Origin of the sequence: Lentzea sp. NBC_00516 (assembly GCF_036346835.1) — a bacterium.
GTDB lineage: Bacteria > Actinomycetota > Actinomycetes > Mycobacteriales > Pseudonocardiaceae > Lentzea > Lentzea sokolovensis.
Genome location: NZ_CP107840.1, coordinates 8,018,494 through 8,033,656, shown reverse-complemented (window position 1 = coordinate 8,033,656; position 15,163 = coordinate 8,018,494). Strand labels below are relative to the sequence as shown.

Here is a 15,163-nt window from a genome sequence, read left to right as displayed (position 1 = left end):
AAACTAGTTAAGCGCCTACCGTGAGTCCGATTGGAACGCCTTCAAAATCTGCTCGGCCGCCAGGGTGGCGGTGAGCTCTCCGAGGCGGACCTTCTCTTCGAGAGAGGGGGCGAGGGAACGCACGGCGGTGCTTTCGCGCACCTGCCGCCACAGTTCGTCGTGGACCATCATCCAGGTCCATTCGACCTGCTGACGGCGACGGCGTTCGTCCAGTTCCCCGGCTTCTTCCAGGGTGCGGCGGTGTTCCAGCACTCGGGACCACAGCTCGTCGAGACCGGCTCCGGTGAGACCCGAGCAGGTGAGGACCGGCGGGTGCCACAGCGCGTCCGGCGGGCGCAGCATCTTCAGCGCCCCGGCCAGTTCGCGGGCGGCCTTGCGGGCGTCCAGCTCGTGGTCGCCGTCGGCCTTGTTGACCGCGATGACGTCCGCGAGCTCCAGGATGCCCTTCTTGATGCCCTGCAACTGGTCACCGGTGCGCGCGAGGGTGAGGAAGAGCGAGCAGTCCGTCATGTTCGCGACGGCCACCTCGGACTGCCCCACGCCGACGGTCTCGACCAGCACCACGTCGAAGCCTGCGGCCTCGACCAGCACGATCGTCTCGCGGGTGGCCTGCGCGACGCCGCCGAGCGTGCCGGACGTCGGCGAGGGCCTGATGAACGCGTTCTGGTTCACCGACAGCCGCTGCATCCGCGTCTTGTCGCCCAGAATGCTGCCGCCGGTGCGGGTCGAGGACGGGTCGACGGCGAGCACCGCGACCCGGTGCCCCTGCTCGGTCAGCGTGGTGCCGAGCGCGTCGATGAACGTCGACTTGCCCACGCCGGGCACACCGGTGATGCCGACCCTGATCGCGTCGCCCGACTTCGGCAACAGCTCGATCAGCAGCTCCTGAGCCTTGGCCCGGTGCTCGGCTCGCGTCGACTCGACCAGCGTGATGGCCCTGGCCAGCACGCCGCGATTGCCGTCGAGGACGCCCTTGGTGTACTCGGCGACATCGATCACCCTAGCCATGGTGCTCGAGTTGCTTCGCGAGTTTCACCAGAAGGTCCTTGGCCGCGTCCGCGATCACGGTGCCGGGCGGGAAGATCGCCGCCGCGCCCGCCGCGTACAGCTCGTCGAAGTCCTGCGGCGGGATCACGCCACCGACGACGATCATGATGTCCTCGCGGCCGAGCTTCGTCAGCTCCTCCTTGAGCGACGGCACCAGCGTGAGGTGACCGGCGGCGAGCGAGGACACGCCGACGATGTGCACGTCGGCCTCGACGGCTTGGCGCGCGACCTCGTCCGGCGTCTGGAACAGCGGGCCGACGTCGACGTCGAAGCCGAGGTCCGCGAACGCCGTGGCGATGACCTTCTGGCCGCGGTCGTGCCCGTCCTGGCCCATCTTGGCGACCAGAATGCGCGGCCGGCGCCCTTCCTCCACCGCGAAGGCCTCGACGACCTCGCGGCAGGCGTCCACGTTGGACACCGATCCGACCTCCTGCCGGTAGACACCGGAAATGGTGCGGATCTGGGCGGTGTGCCGCCCCCACACCTTGCCGAGCGATTCGGAGATCTCGCCGACGGTCGCCTTCGCGCGGGCGGCGTTGATCGCCAGCTCCAGCAGGTTGCCGCCGTTGTCCGTCGCCCTCGTCAGCGCGTCCAGCGCACTGTCCACTGCGGACTGGTCGCGTTCTTCCCTGAGCCTGCGCAGCTTTTCGAGCTGCTGCGTGCGCACGCCCGCGTTGTCGACCTTGAGGACCTCGATCTGCTCGTCGGTGCCCACCAGGTACTTGTTGACGCCGATGACGGGCTGCCGTCCGGAGTCGATGCGCGCCTGAGTTCTCGCCGCCGCTTCCTCGATGCGCAGCTTCGGGATGCCCTCGTCGATCGCGCGGGCCATGCCGCCGGCCTTCTCGACCTCGCTGATGTGCTCCCACGCCTTGGCGGCGAGCTCGTTCGTGAGCCGCTCGACGTACGCGCTGCCGCCCCACGGGTCGATCACCCGCGTCGTGCCGGACTCCTGCTGGAGCAGCAGCTGCGTGTTGCGGGCGATGCGCGCGGAGAAGTCGGTCGGCAGTGCCAGCGCCTCATCGAGTGCGTTGGTGTGCAACGACTGCGTGTGACCTTGCGTCGCCGCCATCGCCTCGACGCACGTGCGCGCGACGTTGTTGAACACGTCCTGCGCGGTGAGGCTCCACCCGGACGTCTGGCAGTGCGTGCGCAGACTCAGGGACTTCTGGCTCTTCGGCTGGAAGTCGTTCACGAGCTTCGCCCAGAGCAGACGCGCGGCCCGCATCTTGGCGATCTCCATGAAGTAGTTCATGCCGATCGCCCAGAAGAAGCTCAGCCGCGGCGCGAACGCGTCGACGTCCAGCCCCGCTTCCTTGCCGGCGCGGATGTACTCGACGCCGTCCGCGAGCGTGTACGCCAGCTCCAGGTCGGCCGTCGCCCCGGCCTCCTGCATGTGGTAGCCGGAGATCGAGATGGAGTTGTACTTCGGCATGTTCCGGCTGGTGTAGCTGAAGATGTCGGAGATGATCCGCATCGACGCCGCGGGCGGGTAGATGTAGGTGTTGCGGACCATGAACTCCTTGAGGATGTCGTTCTGGATCGTCCCCATGAGCTGCTCCGGCTTCACCCCCTGCTCCTCCGCCGCCACCACGAACAGCGCGAGAATCGGGAGCACCGCGCCGTTCATCGTCATCGACACGGACATCTTGTCCAGCGGAATGCCGTCGAACAGCGTGCGCATGTCGTAGATCGAGTCGATCGCCACACCGGCCATGCCGACGTCACCGGCCACGCGCGGGTGGTCCGAGTCGTAGCCGCGGTGGGTGGCGAGGTCGAACGCCACTGAGAGGCCCTTCTGGCCGGCCGCGAGGTTGCGGCGGTAGAAGGCGTTCGACTCCTCGGCGGTGGAGAAACCCGCGTACTGGCGGACGGTCCACGGCTGGTTGACGTACATCGTCGGGTACGGGCCGCGGAGGAACGGCGCCACGCCGGGGTAGGTCCGCAGGAAGTCGAGACCGTCCACATCGGACGGCCCGTAGACCGGCTTGACCGCGATGCCCTCCGGCGTCTCCCACGGCGGCAGGTCGGTCTCGTACTTCGCCTGCGGGAGCGGGCCGAGGTCGATGTCCGCGAAGTTGGGGATCATCGCTCCACTCCCAGAAAGCCGTAGGTGTCGTTGAGGATCTCTAGCGCCGGGCATCCCATGTGGACGAAGCCGTCGACGGTCGCGTCTGTCTTCTTACCCGCCAGGAGTACCCGCTCGGCTCCGGCCTGACGCAGCGCTTCGACGGTCGGGACGGCGCTTTCGGCATAGCTGGTGTCGCTGCCGCACAGGACGGCGACCTTCGCGCCGGACTCCTTGAACTTCTGGGCCACGTCCTCGGGGGTTCTGGTCGCGCCCGCGTTCGGGGTGGCGAAACCGCCGGCGTTGAAGAGGTTGGCGGCGAAGGTGGCCCTGGCGGTGTGCGCGGCGACCGGGCCGAGGGTGGCCAGGAAGACCTGCGGCCGTTCGGCCTGGGCGTCGGCGAGGTCGCGCAGTTCCTCGAAGGCCTGTGCATAACGGACCCGCGGCAGCCCGAAATTGTCAGACCTGCCTGAGAAACTTGGGATGGGGGGTGTTTCCCCCCAGGGGGCCTGCGAATCCGAATCGATTCCGAGGGCGGGTTCGGCGGGCGCGGATTCGGCAGCAGGCGCGGGCTGGCGGACGACCGGCTTCTCCGTCAGGTTCGGGAACTCGCTCACCCCCGTGATCGGGTCGCTGCGGTCCGCGAGCCGAGCCGACCGCGCCGCCCAGGTAGCCGCGATCCGCGAGGCCACCAGCGAGCGCGCCTCGTCCAGCCCACCCGCCCGTTCGATCTCCTGGAACCACGCCCAGGCCTCCACGGCCAGCGAATCGGTCAGCTTCTCCACGTACCAGGACCCGGCCGCGGGGTCGATCACCTCGCCGAGGTGCGACTCCTCCAGCAGCAGGTTCTGCGTGTTGCGCGCGATCCGCCTGGCGAACTCGTCCGGCAGCCCGATCGCCGCGTCGAACGGCTGCACGGTCACCGAGTCGGCGCCGCCGAGTCCCGCGGACAGGCAGGCCACGGTGGTGCGCAGCATGTTCACCCACGGGTCGCGGCGGGTCATCATCGCCGACGACGTCACCGCGTGCTGCGCCTGCACGGCGTCGGAAACGCCGGACACCTCGGCCACGCGCGCCCACAGCCGACGGGCGGCGCGCAGCTTGGCGATCGTCATGAACTGGTCGGCCGTCGCGGCGAAGCGGAACTCCAGCTGTGCGAACGCGGCAGACGCGTCGAAGCCGGCGGCAGTCAAAGCGCGCAGGTGCGAAACCGCCAGCGCGAGAGAGGCGCCCAGCTCTTCGGAGTCGGAGCCACCGGCGTCGTGGAACGGCAGCGCGTCCACCACGACGGTCCGCAGGCCCGGGAACTGCGAACGGGCCTGCTTGATGACGTCGAGAGCCTCGCCGTAGGGCGTCAGGGCCAGGTTGCCGCGCACCTCGTCGGCCAGGATCGGCGCCTGGTCGTAGATCCGCAGCATCGCGCGCGCGGCGTCCACGGAACCGTCGAGCACGATCGGCGCGAGGTCGAGGTACACGCCGTCGAGAAGGCCTTCCAGCGACGAGGCCGGCACGGCGAGCCACAGCGAGGTGACGCCGCCCTCCAGGTCGTTCATCAGAGCGACCGGATCGGGCACGGCGTGGCGCTGCCGGATGTCCCAGCCCTGCTTCACCGGAGCGAGCGCGTAGGGCTCCAGCGCGTCGTCGAGGGTGTAGAGCGGCTGGAGTTCGATGCCGTCGTACGTCTTCGTGACCAGGGAGTCGAAGCTCGCGCCGGTCTTGCGGAGCACGGCGTCGACCAGCTCACGCCACTGTTCCCTCGACGCTGAGGGGAACTCGTTCGGGCGGAATTCGGCGGTCAATGCCAACTCCATCATGCGTTGCAGTGTTACCGACCAGTACCGACACGGCTATGTGAGGTTCACCGCCGTTAACGATGCAGTCAGTGTGTCAGGAACAATTGAGGCGTGGACAAAGGTGACCTGAAGCGCCTGATCGCGGATCGATATCGGCTGCTGCACGTGCTCGGTCAGGGCTCGATGGGCACCGTGTGGGCCGCTCACGACGAGGTGCTGGGCAGGCAGGTCGCGGTGAAGGGCATCCTGCAGTCCCCCGGCATGCCCGAGGTCGAGGCCGCTCAGCTGCGCGAACGGACCATGCGCGAGGCGCGTGCGGTCGCCGCGTTGTCCCACCCGAACCTGGTGACGCTCTACGACGTGCTGCAGCAGGACGGCGACCCGTACGTGGTGATGGAGCTGGTGCCGTCCCGCAGCCTCGGCGAGGTGCTGCAGGAACAGGGCTGTCTCACCGAGAAGCAGGGCGCGGCGGTGCTGGACGCGGTCGCGGCGGCGCTGGCGTCGGCGCACCGGGTCGGCATCACGCACCGGGACGTGAAGCCCGGCAACGTGCTCATCGCGGACGACGGCCGGGTCAAGCTCACGGACTTCGGCATCGCGCGCAACGTCGCCGAGGCCACGATGACCGCGCGCGGCATCACGCTCGGCACTCCCGCGTACATCGCGCCGGAGGTGGCTCAGGGCGGTGACGTGTCGGCGGCCGCGGACAGGTGGTCGCTGGGCGCGACGATGTGGGCCGCGATGTCCGGCGAGCCGCCGTACGTGGGCCGCAACGTCATGCAGACGATCAACGCGGTGATCCACGGCGACGTGCCGGTGCCGGCGGGGGCAGGACGCCTCGCGCCGGTGATCAGCGGGTTGATGCAGAAGGACCCGGCCGAGCGGCTGTCGCTGGTCGACGTGCGCAGGCAGGTCTACCCGCTGCTGCCGGAGCCTGGCACGGACGCGTTCGAGGTCCGCGAGCCGGTGCAGGTGCCGATCATCGTGCGCCCCAAGCCGAAGATCGAGCCGGACGCGCCGCTGGCCGACGACCCCGGCCCGTTGCCGTTCATGATCACGAAGCCGATCGCGCCGGAGAAGCGACGCGGGCGCGTGGCCACGACGTTCGTCCTGGTGGCGGCGCTCCTGCTGTTCGTGGCGGGCTCCGGCGGCGGGTTCGCGCTGACCAGGATGGCCGCGGGCGCGCCACTGCTGCCGCCGGCCGAGCAGACGCTGCCCACCCTGCCGACCCTGCCCACGTCGGCGACCCTGCAGCCCCGCACCGTCTCGGCCGTGCTGGCGAACGGCGACCAGGGCGGCAGGTTCACGCTGAACGTCGAGCAGAGCTGGTCGGTCTACACCGAACAACGTGCCGCCGACCAGCGGTTCCCGGTCTCGGCGATGGTGCACTTCGTGTCGGGCAGCGGCGCGTACGAGGTGACGGTGCAGCGGTTCCCCGAGTACTACCCGAAGCGCGACATCGACACCTACGTGGCCGGGGTGCAGGGACGCTGGCCCGGCAGGTTCTTCGGCGGCGAGACGACCTCGACGACGGACCTCGCGGGGCCGCGCAGCGAGAACAGCGTCCAGTTCGTCTACAAGACGGTCGAGGGTGACGAACCCAACGCGCTGCGCCGGTCGCACTTCTCCCGCCTGCTCCCCTACGGCAACGACCTGTGGGTGGTCGAGGTCATCGTGCCGACCGAGCAGGAGGACGAGGCGCGCGTGCGACTCTTCGACGCGATCGCCTCCACCTTCGCACCGGTTTAAGCTCTCGCGGTGACTCCAGAAGAGCTGGCCGGCAAGGCCGCGGAAGAGATCCAGAGCCGCACCGGCAACGCGAAGCACGACATCGCCATCGTGCTCGGCTCGGGCTGGCGGCCCGCCGCCGACGTGATCGGCGAACCGGTCACCGAGATCCCGGTGGGCGAGCTGACGGGCTTCGAGGCGCCGACCGCGCTCGGCCACGGCGGCACCATCCGTTCCGTCGAGGTCGGTGACAAGAAGGTCCTCATCGTTCTCGGCCGCACCCACGGCTACGAGGGCAAGGGCGTCCAGAAGGTCGTTCACGGCGTGCGCACCATCGCGGCCGCAGGCGTGTCCACGGTCGTGCTGACCAACGCAGCCGGTGGTCTGCGTCAGGGCATGTCCGTCGGGCAGCCCGTGCTGATCTCCGACCACCTGAACCTGACGGCCGTGTCGCCGCTGGTCGGCGCACGGTTCGTGGACCTCACGGACCTGTACTCGCCGCGGCTGCGCAAGGTCGCGCAGGCGATCGACCCGTCGCTGGAGGAGGGCGTGTACGCGGGACTCCCGGGCCCGCACTTCGAGACGCCCGCCGAGATCCGGATGCTCCGCACGATGGGCGCGGACCTGGTCGGCATGTCGACCGTGCACGAGGCGATCGCCGCACGTGCCGAGGGCGTCGAGGTGTTCGGTCTGTCGCTGGTCACGAACCTCGCGGCGGGCATCACCGGCGAACCGCTGAACCACCAGGAGGTGCTGGAGGCCGGCGCCGCCGCCGCCCAGCGCATGGGCACGCTGCTGCGTGAGCTGGTGGACCGCGCATGAGCCTGCCGCCGGCACTGCGTGACGCGACGTTCCGGTGGATCGCCGACGACCCGTCGGACGCGACTCGAACCGAGCTGCAGGGCGTGTTGGCACGGGCGATGGGCGGTGACGCCGCTGCGTTGGAGGACCTCCAGGACCGCATGGCCGGTCCGCTGACGTTCGGCACCGCCGGGCTGCGCGGGCCGGTGCGGGCGGGCACGAACGGCATGAACGTCGCCACGGTGGTCCGCACGACGGCCGGTCTGGCGTCGTGGCTCGGCACGTCCGGCCTGGTGTTCGTGGGCCGGGACGCCCGGCACGGCTCGGAGGACTTCGCCGTGGCCGCCGCCGAGGTGATGGCGGCCGCGGGCTTCGACGTGCGCGTGCTGCCAGGACCGTTGCCTACGCCCGTGCTGGCGTACCTGGTGCGCGCACATGGTGCGGTGGCGGGGATTCAGATCACCGCGTCGCACAACCCGCCCGCGGACAACGGTTACAAGCTCTACCTGACCGGCGGTTCGCAGATCGTGCCGCCCGCGGACGGTGAGATCGAGAAGGCGATCGAGGCCGTTCCGGCCGCGGTGTCCGTGCCTCGCAACGTCACCTACACCACGGTTTCCGACGCCGACGTGGACGCGTACCTGGAACAGGTGGCGTCACTGCCTCGCGGCAACTCACGTTCGTTGAAGATCGCGCTCACGCCGATGCACGGCGTGGGTGGCGCGTTCGCCGTGGAAGCGTTGCGGCGTGCGGGTTTCACCGACGTGCACGTGGTGCGGTCGCAGGCGGTGCCGGACCCGGACTTCCCGACCGTGGTGTTCCCGAACCCGGAGGAGCCCGGCGCGTCCGACGAGCTGCTTTCCCTTGCGGCGTCAGTGGATGCCGACCTGGCCATCGCGCTGGACCCCGACGCGGACCGGTGCGCGCTCGGCGTCAAGGACGGCGAGACGTGGCGGATGCTTCGCGGCGACGAGACGGGCGTGCTGCTCGGCTCGCTCGTGTTGTCGACCACGGAGTCCACGGATCCGTTGGTGGCAACGACGATCGTGTCGTCGTCGCTGCTGAAGTCGATCGCGGCCGCACACGGTGCCCGGTACGTGGAGACGTTGACGGGCTTCAAGTGGCTGGCGCGCGCGGGCGAGGGTCTGGTGTTCGCCTACGAGGAAGCGCTCGGCAACTGCGTCGATCCCGTGCACGTCGCGGACAAGGACGGCATCTCGGCCGCCGTCGTCGCCGCTGACCTGGCTGCCGGTCTGAAGGCCTCCGGCCGCACGTTGCTGGACGCGCTGGACCAGCTCGCGACGGACCACGGCCTGCATCTGACCGACCAGGTCTCCTTGCGGTACACCGACTTGAGCCTGATCGGCGCGACGATGACCCGGCTGCGCGCGAACCCGCCCGCGGACTTCGCGTCCGAGGACCTGCTGCCCGGCGCGGACGTGCTGCGGTGGACGGCGGAAGGTGTGCGCGTGATCGTGCGACCGTCCGGCACCGAGCCGAAGCTCAAGGCCTACCTGGAGGTCGTGGAACCGGTCACGGACGGACTGGAGTCCGCCCGTGCGTCAGGTAGGGCCCGGTTGGCTGAACTGCGGGAACGGGTGACGGCGCTCGTCAGCTAGACATCAGCGCGATCGTCAGCGCGAGCACGGCGAGTGCGAAACCCCCGCCGGCCACGAAGTAGGCCCTTCTGGTCGGCGGGGACACCGCGTTGCGGCGTCCCTCGGTGACCGCCGCGACGGCGATCCGCCCGAAGATGTACGCGATCGCGCAGAGCCCCACGCCGAGTCCGAGCAGCATCGTGTTGACGTCCCACGGGCTGTGGTCGAACCCCGGCCACAGCGACGCGAAAAGGGGCCCGATGCCGATCATCCCGATGCTGATCGCAAGGCCGAAACCCCAGGTGATGCGGCGCTGCCGAGGGCTGGTGTGCATTAGGGCGGTGGTCTTCATGGTCCCTCCTGTGTACACCCTTTAGGACGTGCTTCCCGTGGCGGGGTTCCGTTTCTGGAGCAACAAGAACGCCTGCGGCCCGCCTTCGTCCACACCCTTCTGACGTTGCAGGCGTGCCACTTCGTTGAACCCGGCTTCGGTCGCGTTGGTCACGGTCTCGTCGATGTCGTGCCAGTGGACGTAGAGGTCCACGTCGTGGCCGTACGCGTGCGTGAGGTGTCCCTTCCGATCACCCAGCTTGAAGGCGTGCAACAGGTACCCGCCAGGTTCGAGGACCCGGTGGAACTCCCGCCACGGCACCTCGCTCGCGGGCATGTGGACCGTGGAGTACCAGACGACGGCGCCGCCGAGGCCGTCGTCTTCCAGGTCCAGCTTCGTGATGTCGCCCTGGGTGAACGTGAGGTGCGGGTACAGCCTCCTCGCCTGATCGAGCATGCCGTCGGACAGGTCGATGCCGAACGCGTCGAGGCCGAGTTCGTGCAGGTGCCCGGTGATGCGGCCGGTGCCGCAGCCGAGGTCCGCGACCGGGCCGCCGGTGAGCTCGGCGAACGCGCGCATGATCGCGGCGTCGAGCGGACGGCCGTCGTGCGCGTCCGGGATGAGCTGGGCATAGCTGGCGGCGACAATGTCGTAGGAGGCGCGGGTCATGGTCAACTATCTTGCCGCCCATGGACTACACGCGGCGTGATCTCGCGCTCGCCTACCTCAAAGCACACAGGATGCCCGAGTTCGGGCCCACTCCGCCGGAGTCGCTCGCCGCACGACTGAAGACCCACCACGAGGAGCTGCTGCGCGGGCTGAGGCACCTGTTCGGCTTCAGTCTGGAGGGCGAACCGGCCCTGCGGTTCTTCTTCAACAGCGTCGCGCACTCGTATCGCAGCAACACCCATCCGCTCTCCGGGATGTTGGAGGGCGGTCTGCTCTACAAGCGGGTCGAGGGCACCGGCACGCTGGAGGTCTGCGAGGAACTGGCCGGGCTGCACCGGCAGTCGCAGGAGAGGCACGTCGATCTCGCCGAGATGATCCTGGCCCTGGCCAAGCCGGACAACGGCGAGATCGTCACCAGCGAGCAGCTCAAGGCGATCGGTGTGGACGACGAGGAGCCGACCGACCCCGACTTCGAGTGGTACTAAGAGTGGTCATGAGGCTGCTTCTCGTCCACCACACGCCGTCGCCCGCCCTGCAGGCGATGTTCGAGGCCGTGGTCGCCGGCGCGTCCACACCCGAGATCGAGGGCGTCGAACTCGTGCGCAGGGCCGCGTTGTCCACAACCGCTGTGGATGTCCTGGAAGCCGACGGCTACCTGCTGGGCACGCCCGCGAACCTCGGCTACATGAGCGGTGCGTTGAAGCACTTCTTCGACACCGTCTACTACCCGTGTCTCGACTCCACGCGTGGCAGGCCGTTCGGGCTCTACGTGCACGGAAACAACGACACGGCGGGTGCGGTGCGCAGCGTGGAGACCGCCACGACCGGGTTGGGCTGGGAGAAGGCGACGCAGCACGTGGTCGTCACGGGCGAACCCGCGAAGGCCGACCTGGAGGTGTGCTGGGAGCTCGGCGCCACCGTCGCGGCCCAGTTGTCCACATGAACCCAGGGTTGTCCACAGCCTCTTGTCCCCAACCTGTGGACAACCCTGGGGATATGTTCGAACGTATGTTCTATCGACCGATCGAGCTCATGTCCGGATACCGGTCTCCGGCAACGGCGGAAGCGGGCACGGCGGCCTCGATCGCGGCGAGATCGTCGGCGGACAGCTCCAGCGACGCCGCCGCCACGTTCTCCTCCAGGTACTTGAGCCGCTTCGTCCCCGGGATCGGCACGACGTCCTGCCCGCGGTGCTGCACCCACGCCAGCGCCAGCTGACCGGCGGTCACGCCGCGGTCCGCCGCCAGAGCGCGCAGCGCCTCCACCATCTTGAGGTTCGCGTCGAGGTTCGAGCCGGTGAACCGCGGCTGTGCGAAGCCCCGGAAGTCCCCGGCGCCGAAGTCCGCAGCGGAGGTGAAACGACCGGTCAGCACGCCACGCCCGAGAGGCGAGTACGGCACGATTCCGACGCCCAGCTCACGGGCCGTGGGCACGATCTCGGCCTCGATGTCGCGCGACCACAGCGACCACTCGCTCTGCAGAGCGGTGATCGGGTGCACGGCATGAGCGCGGCGCAGCGTGTCGGCGCCCGCCTCGGACAGGCCGAGGAACCGCACCTTGCCCTCGGTGACCAGCTCGGCCATCGCGCCGACGGTCTCCTCGATCGGGGTGTCCGCCGGCACCCGGTGCAGGTAGTACAGGTCGATCGCGTCCACACCGAGGCGCTTCAACGAACCCTCGACCGACGACCGCACGTACGCACGGTCGCCACGCACAGCACGGCCGCCGCCTTCGTCGCGGACGATGCCGAACTTCGTGGCCAGCACCACCGAGGAACGACGGTCCGCGATCGCGCGGCCCACCAGTTCCTCGTTCACGTGAGGCCCGTACATGTCGGCCGTGTCGATCAGCGTCACGCCGAGCTCCAGGGCCCGGTGGATCACCGCGATCGACTCCGACTCGTCGCCGGCGCCGTAGAACTCCGACATTCCCATGCAGCCGAGCCCCTGCGGCCCGACCTCGAGCGATCCCAACAAACGGCTCACGCCGTCGCCTCCAAGTCCTGCTCGACCACCGCGTAGTGGTCGATCTTGTAGTCGAGCACCTCCAGGCACGTCTGCAGCTCCGCGATGCGGGCGCGGACGTCACCTCGGTGCTCGACGAGGATTTGCTTGCGGCGGCCTGCCGTCAGATCGCCGTGGTGCCTGAGCTGCGCGAACTCGCGCATCATGCGGATCGGCATGCCGGTCGTGCGCAGGCGCGTCACGAAGGCCAGCCAGCCGAGGTCCTCCTCCGAGTAGCTGCGACGGCCGCCCGAGTCACGCGCCGGCGGGTCGACGAGCCCGATTCGTTCGTAGTAGCGCAGGGTGTCGATGGACAACCCACTGCGCTGCGCGGCTTGGGCTATCGAGTAACTCACGGGTTCGACGCTAAGACCTGGAGTGCACTCTAGGTCAAGCGGAATCCTTCGGGAGTCCCCACGCTTCGAGATGACCGGCCATCTCCGGGACATCGATCTTGTCGCGCCCCAGGGAGCGGACGAGGCCGAGCGCGTCGTCCTCGTCGGCGTCGATCCAGTAGCCGTTGATGTCGCACATCGTGACGGCGGCGACCCAGGCGAGCCGCCAGTTGCCCTCGACCAGAGGGCGGGTTCGGACGATCGAGTCGAGCAGAGCGGAGGACTTCAGCCACAGCGTGTCGTAGGCCTCCACGCCGAGCACGGTGGCGCGGGGACGGTAGGCCGCCGTGTCCAGCAGGCCGATGTCCCTGACGAGGAGATCGCCACCGGTCACGGCCGTGGCCAGCACTAAGAGGTCCCCGGCGTCGAGGTAGGAGATCACGGCACCCAGTTGATCACAGAGGTCTGACAGATTCAGGAAGAACCGAGCCTATCCAAAAGACTTCGGTACTTCGGCAGGACTCGCCCGAGCACCTCGCCGAGCTTCTCCTCCTGCTGCATGCGCTGGTAACGATCCGCGATCGCCAGCCGCACGACCTCCTGCTTGGAGCGCCCCTCGGACTGCGCCAGTTCAGCGAGCCGCAGGTTCTCCTCCTCGGTCAACCGCAAGGTCATCGCCATGGAGGGACGGTATCAACCTGATACCACCCAGGCCAGCGGCCGATAGGATTGCGTGATGCCCCGGCCCAAGACCCACGACGACGCTCTGCGACGACGTCTGCTCGAACGAGCGGGCGAGTTGCTCAGCACCGAGGGCCCCGCCGCGGTGAGCCTGCGCAAGATCGCCACGGACGTCAACACCTCGACGACTGCGGTCTATTCCCTCTTCGGCGGAAAACCAGCGCTGCTCGAGGCGCTCTACGACGAGGCGTTCACCAGGTTCGGCAAGAACCTCGCGGCGGTGCCCGTCACCGGCGATCCCGCGGAGGACCTGCTGCGGATCGGGCTCGCGTACCGGCGCAGCGCGCTGGAGGACCCGCAGTTCTACTCGGTGCTCTACTCGAAGGTCGTCGAACCGACGAAGGAGATGAGCCGCGCGGCGGGCAGGACGTTCGCGCCGGTGATCAACGCGGTGCGGCGCGCGGTGGAGCAGGGCGTCTACCTCGCGGAGGACCCCGAGCAGATCGCGATGTCGATGTGGGGCGTCGCGCACGGCCTGGTGAGCCTGGAGCTCAACGGGAACCTGCCGTCCGGCATCGACGCGGCCGCCACGTACGAACTGGCGTTGCGCGCGCACGGCAGGGGCTGGCACACGGAAACCGGGAAAACCCTATGAGCACCACGGAATCCGGGGAGGCGGCCGCCGCGAAACCTCCCCGGACCCGCTGAACTGTCCGGTTAGGACAGTCCGTCTCGGTGGTGCGGTCTTACTTCAGGGCTCCGTCGAGCGCCTTGATCAGTTCGCCGTTGGCGGTGTCGCCGTCGAGCGACCAGATCATCGCGCCGCCGAGCCTGCGGTCGTTGATGTAGCGAGCCTTGCGCTTCATCTCGGTCGCGTCGTCGTAGGTCCACCACGTCTTGCCGTCGTAGATCCACGCGAAGCCGGCCCGCTCGTCGCGGTAGATCTTGTACGCGTTGCCGGGCTCGGAGAGCTTCGCCTTGATGCGGTGGAAGTCCTCGTAACCGGCCTCGTACTTGGCGGGCGCCGGCACACCGGTGCCGAACAGGCCGTTGCGCTTGCCGGGGGCGACGCCGTCCCAGCCGCGGCCGTAGAACGGAACGCCGAGCACGGCCTTCGACCGCGGAGCGCCGCGACGGAGCCACGCGTCGACCGTCACCTCGGAGCTGAACTCGAACTCCGCCGGGTCGCCCTTGGGCACCCGCAGCGCGGACTGCTGGTTCGCCGGGGCGTCCCAGGCACCGTGGTAGTCGTAGCCCTGCAACGTGCCGAAGGTGAGGTAGGTGAACACCTTCGCGACCTCGAAGCCGCGGTCCACCTGCACCGGGTCGGCCGGCAGGAACGCCGTCAGGTCGCGGTTCCAGCCCATCTGCTTGCGGTACTCGGCGAGCAGCTTGGTGAAGTTCTGCTTGTCCTCTGGCCGAATGACGTTCGGCGGGGTCGGGTTGCCCGCGCTCGACGGCCACTCCCAGTCGAGGTCGATGCCGTCGAAGACGCCCTTCGCGGCGCCGGCGGGCAGACCGGGCAGGTCACCCTTGATCCACATGTCGGTGCACGACTTGACGTGCGCGGCACGCGACTCGGGCGTCAGCGCGGCGTTGGAGAAGTAGCGCGAGCCCGTCCAGCCGCCCAGCGAGATGTTGATCCTCAGCTTGGGATACTTGGCCTTGAGCTGCTTGAGCTGGTTCAGGTTGCCCAGCAGCGCCTGGCCTGCCTCGTCGGCCTTGCCGCTGACGGACTGCTCCGCGGTGTAGGGCATCTGCCAGTCGGCCCACGGGTCGGCACTGACGCACTTGCCGGCCTCGTCGAGGAAACCGAAGGCGTAGTTCAGGTGCGTGAGCCGCGCGGCGGCCCCGCTGTCCACGAGGTTCTTGACGCGGAAGTTCCGGTCGTACACGCCCCACTGGATGAAGTACCCAACGGTGCGGGTCTTCGAGTAACCGTGGTGCCCATTGGTCTCGACGTCGGCGTTCGCGGGCGCAACGGCCAGCGACGCGGACAGGGCGCCGACCGCGAGAGCGGCGACACCCCATCTCCGTCTGGACATGAGTCTCCTAGTTCGTTCGCGGCAGCGGCGATGTGTGGTCCACAGCACGATAGGCCTGAGGTCT

Annotated in this window: 16 protein-coding genes; 6 read left to right on the top strand and 10 right to left on the bottom strand. The window is 68.8% G+C overall.

Features of this window, described 5'->3' with window-relative positions; all coding sequences use genetic code 11:
• Positions 1-15 precede the first annotated feature (15 nt).
• From meaB to OG205_RS37150, 3 genes are read right to left on the bottom strand one after another with little or no spacing between them, the layout of a single operon-like run.
• Positions 16-1,008: a methylmalonyl Co-A mutase-associated GTPase MeaB gene (gene meaB / locus OG205_RS37160; protein ID WP_330272510.1), complete on the bottom strand. Its 993-nt coding sequence runs from the start codon at positions 1,006-1,008 to the stop codon at positions 16-18.
• Positions 1,001-3,136, bottom strand: coding sequence for a methylmalonyl-CoA mutase (scpA, locus tag OG205_RS37155; RefSeq protein ID WP_330272509.1), 2,136 nt, complete (start codon positions 3,134-3,136; stop codon positions 1,001-1,003). The genes meaB and scpA overlap by 8 nt, the downstream gene beginning before the upstream one ends.
• Positions 3,133-4,929, bottom strand: a complete 1,797-nt coding sequence (locus OG205_RS37150) for a methylmalonyl-CoA mutase family protein (RefSeq protein WP_330272508.1) — start codon at positions 4,927-4,929, stop codon at positions 3,133-3,135. Before OG205_RS37150 ends, scpA begins: the two co-directional genes overlap by 4 nt.
• A gap of 90 nt (positions 4,930-5,019) precedes the next feature.
• Here OG205_RS37150 and OG205_RS37145 point away from each other — a divergent pair, with 90 nt between their 5' ends.
• The 3 genes from OG205_RS37145 to OG205_RS37135 are packed head-to-tail and all read left to right on the top strand — an operon-like array spanning position 5,020 to position 9,056.
• Positions 5,020-6,657 (top strand): serine/threonine-protein kinase, encoded by a 1,638-nt coding sequence (locus tag OG205_RS37145; protein ID WP_330272507.1) that lies wholly within the window; start codon positions 5,020-5,022, stop codon positions 6,655-6,657.
• A 9-nt stretch (positions 6,658-6,666) separates the two neighbouring features.
• Positions 6,667-7,458: a purine-nucleoside phosphorylase gene (locus OG205_RS37140; protein WP_319975099.1), complete on the top strand. Its 792-nt coding sequence runs from the start codon at positions 6,667-6,669 to the stop codon at positions 7,456-7,458.
• Positions 7,455-9,056, top strand: a complete 1,602-nt coding sequence (locus tag OG205_RS37135; RefSeq protein WP_330272506.1) for a phospho-sugar mutase — start codon at positions 7,455-7,457, stop codon at positions 9,054-9,056. Before OG205_RS37140 ends, OG205_RS37135 begins: the two co-directional genes overlap by 4 nt.
• On the opposite strand, the gene OG205_RS37130 is transcribed toward OG205_RS37135, so the two are convergent.
• Together OG205_RS37130 and OG205_RS37125 are read right to left on the bottom strand one after the other, a co-directional pair.
• Positions 9,049-9,387: a hypothetical protein gene (locus OG205_RS37130; RefSeq protein ID WP_319975097.1), complete on the bottom strand. Its 339-nt coding sequence runs from the start codon at positions 9,385-9,387 to the stop codon at positions 9,049-9,051. The genes OG205_RS37135 and OG205_RS37130 overlap by 8 nt on opposite strands.
• Positions 9,388-9,408: 21 nt before the next feature.
• A complete protein-coding gene (locus OG205_RS37125) occupies positions 9,409-10,035 on the bottom strand; it encodes a class I SAM-dependent methyltransferase (protein WP_330272505.1) in 627 nt (208 codons plus the stop codon).
• A 20-nt stretch (positions 10,036-10,055) separates the two neighbouring features.
• Between OG205_RS37125 and OG205_RS37120 the strand changes: the two genes are divergently transcribed.
• Both OG205_RS37120 and OG205_RS37115 read left to right on the top strand, forming a co-directional pair.
• Entirely contained in the window at positions 10,056-10,520 is a 465-nt protein-coding gene (locus OG205_RS37120; protein ID WP_330272504.1) for a hypothetical protein, read from the top strand.
• An 8-nt stretch (positions 10,521-10,528) separates the two neighbouring features.
• On the top strand, positions 10,529-10,978 hold the full coding sequence (locus OG205_RS37115; protein ID WP_330272503.1) for a flavodoxin family protein: 450 nt from the start codon (positions 10,529-10,531) through the stop codon (positions 10,976-10,978).
• Positions 10,979-11,048: 70 nt separating this feature from the next.
• Here the strand turns inward: OG205_RS37115 and OG205_RS37110 are convergent, their stop codons facing one another.
• Genes OG205_RS37110 through OG205_RS37095 form a run of 4 tightly spaced genes read right to left on the bottom strand, consistent with a single transcriptional unit; the run spans position 11,049 to position 13,054 of the window.
• Positions 11,049-11,969, bottom strand: coding sequence for an aldo/keto reductase (locus OG205_RS37110; protein WP_330278310.1), 921 nt, complete (start codon positions 11,967-11,969; stop codon positions 11,049-11,051).
• A gap of 47 nt (positions 11,970-12,016) precedes the next feature.
• Positions 12,017-12,394: a MerR family transcriptional regulator gene (locus OG205_RS37105; RefSeq protein WP_093591660.1), complete on the bottom strand. Its 378-nt coding sequence runs from the start codon at positions 12,392-12,394 to the stop codon at positions 12,017-12,019.
• Between the two features lie 34 nt (positions 12,395-12,428).
• Complete coding sequence (locus OG205_RS37100) at positions 12,429-12,815, bottom strand: type II toxin-antitoxin system death-on-curing family toxin (RefSeq protein WP_330272502.1); 387 nt, start codon at positions 12,813-12,815, stop codon at positions 12,429-12,431.
• A 32-nt stretch (positions 12,816-12,847) separates the two neighbouring features.
• On the bottom strand, positions 12,848-13,054 hold the full coding sequence (locus OG205_RS37095; protein WP_093591654.1) for a ribbon-helix-helix protein, CopG family: 207 nt from the start codon (positions 13,052-13,054) through the stop codon (positions 12,848-12,850).
• Positions 13,055-13,109: 55 nt separating this feature from the next.
• Here OG205_RS37095 and OG205_RS37090 point away from each other — a divergent pair, with 55 nt between their 5' ends.
• Entirely contained in the window at positions 13,110-13,709 is a 600-nt protein-coding gene (locus OG205_RS37090; RefSeq protein ID WP_330272501.1) for a TetR/AcrR family transcriptional regulator, read from the top strand.
• 91 nt (positions 13,710-13,800) lie between these two features.
• On the opposite strand, the gene OG205_RS37085 is transcribed toward OG205_RS37090, so the two are convergent.
• Positions 13,801-15,099 carry a glycoside hydrolase family 18 protein gene (locus OG205_RS37085; protein WP_330272500.1) on the bottom strand — a complete coding sequence of 433 codons (1,299 nt, stop codon included), beginning with the start codon at positions 15,097-15,099 and terminating at the stop codon, positions 13,801-13,803.
• Between the last annotated feature and the right edge of the window lie 64 nt (positions 15,100-15,163).

Bases quoted from the DNA above. Each gene is read 5' to 3' on its own strand.
- OG205_RS37125 (WP_330272505.1), bottom strand. From the start codon at position 10,035: ATGACCCGCGCCTCCTACGACATTGTCGCCGCCAGCTATGCCCAGCTC.
- OG205_RS37110 (WP_330278310.1), bottom strand. From the start codon at position 11,969: ATGGGAATGTCGGAGTTCTACGGCGCCGGCGACGAGTCGGAGTCGATC.
- OG205_RS37130 (WP_319975097.1), bottom strand. From the start codon at position 9,387: ATGAAGACCACCGCCCTAATGCACACCAGCCCTCGGCAGCGCCGCATC.
- OG205_RS37090 (WP_330272501.1), top strand. From the start codon at position 13,110: ATGCCCCGGCCCAAGACCCACGACGACGCTCTGCGACGACGTCTGCTC.
- OG205_RS37120 (WP_330272504.1), top strand. From the start codon at position 10,056: ATGGACTACACGCGGCGTGATCTCGCGCTCGCCTACCTCAAAGCACAC.
- OG205_RS37150 (WP_330272508.1), bottom strand. From the start codon at position 4,929: ATGATGGAGTTGGCATTGACCGCCGAATTCCGCCCGAACGAGTTCCCC.
- OG205_RS37095 (WP_093591654.1), bottom strand. From the start codon at position 13,054: ATGGCGATGACCTTGCGGTTGACCGAGGAGGAGAACCTGCGGCTCGCT.
- OG205_RS37085 (WP_330272500.1), bottom strand. From the start codon at position 15,099: ATGTCCAGACGGAGATGGGGTGTCGCCGCTCTCGCGGTCGGCGCCCTG.
- OG205_RS37115 (WP_330272503.1), top strand. From the start codon at position 10,529: ATGAGGCTGCTTCTCGTCCACCACACGCCGTCGCCCGCCCTGCAGGCG.
- scpA (WP_330272509.1), bottom strand. From the start codon at position 3,136: ATGATCCCCAACTTCGCGGACATCGACCTCGGCCCGCTCCCGCAGGCG.
- OG205_RS37135 (WP_330272506.1), top strand. From the start codon at position 7,455: ATGAGCCTGCCGCCGGCACTGCGTGACGCGACGTTCCGGTGGATCGCC.
- meaB (WP_330272510.1), bottom strand. From the start codon at position 1,008: ATGGCTAGGGTGATCGATGTCGCCGAGTACACCAAGGGCGTCCTCGAC.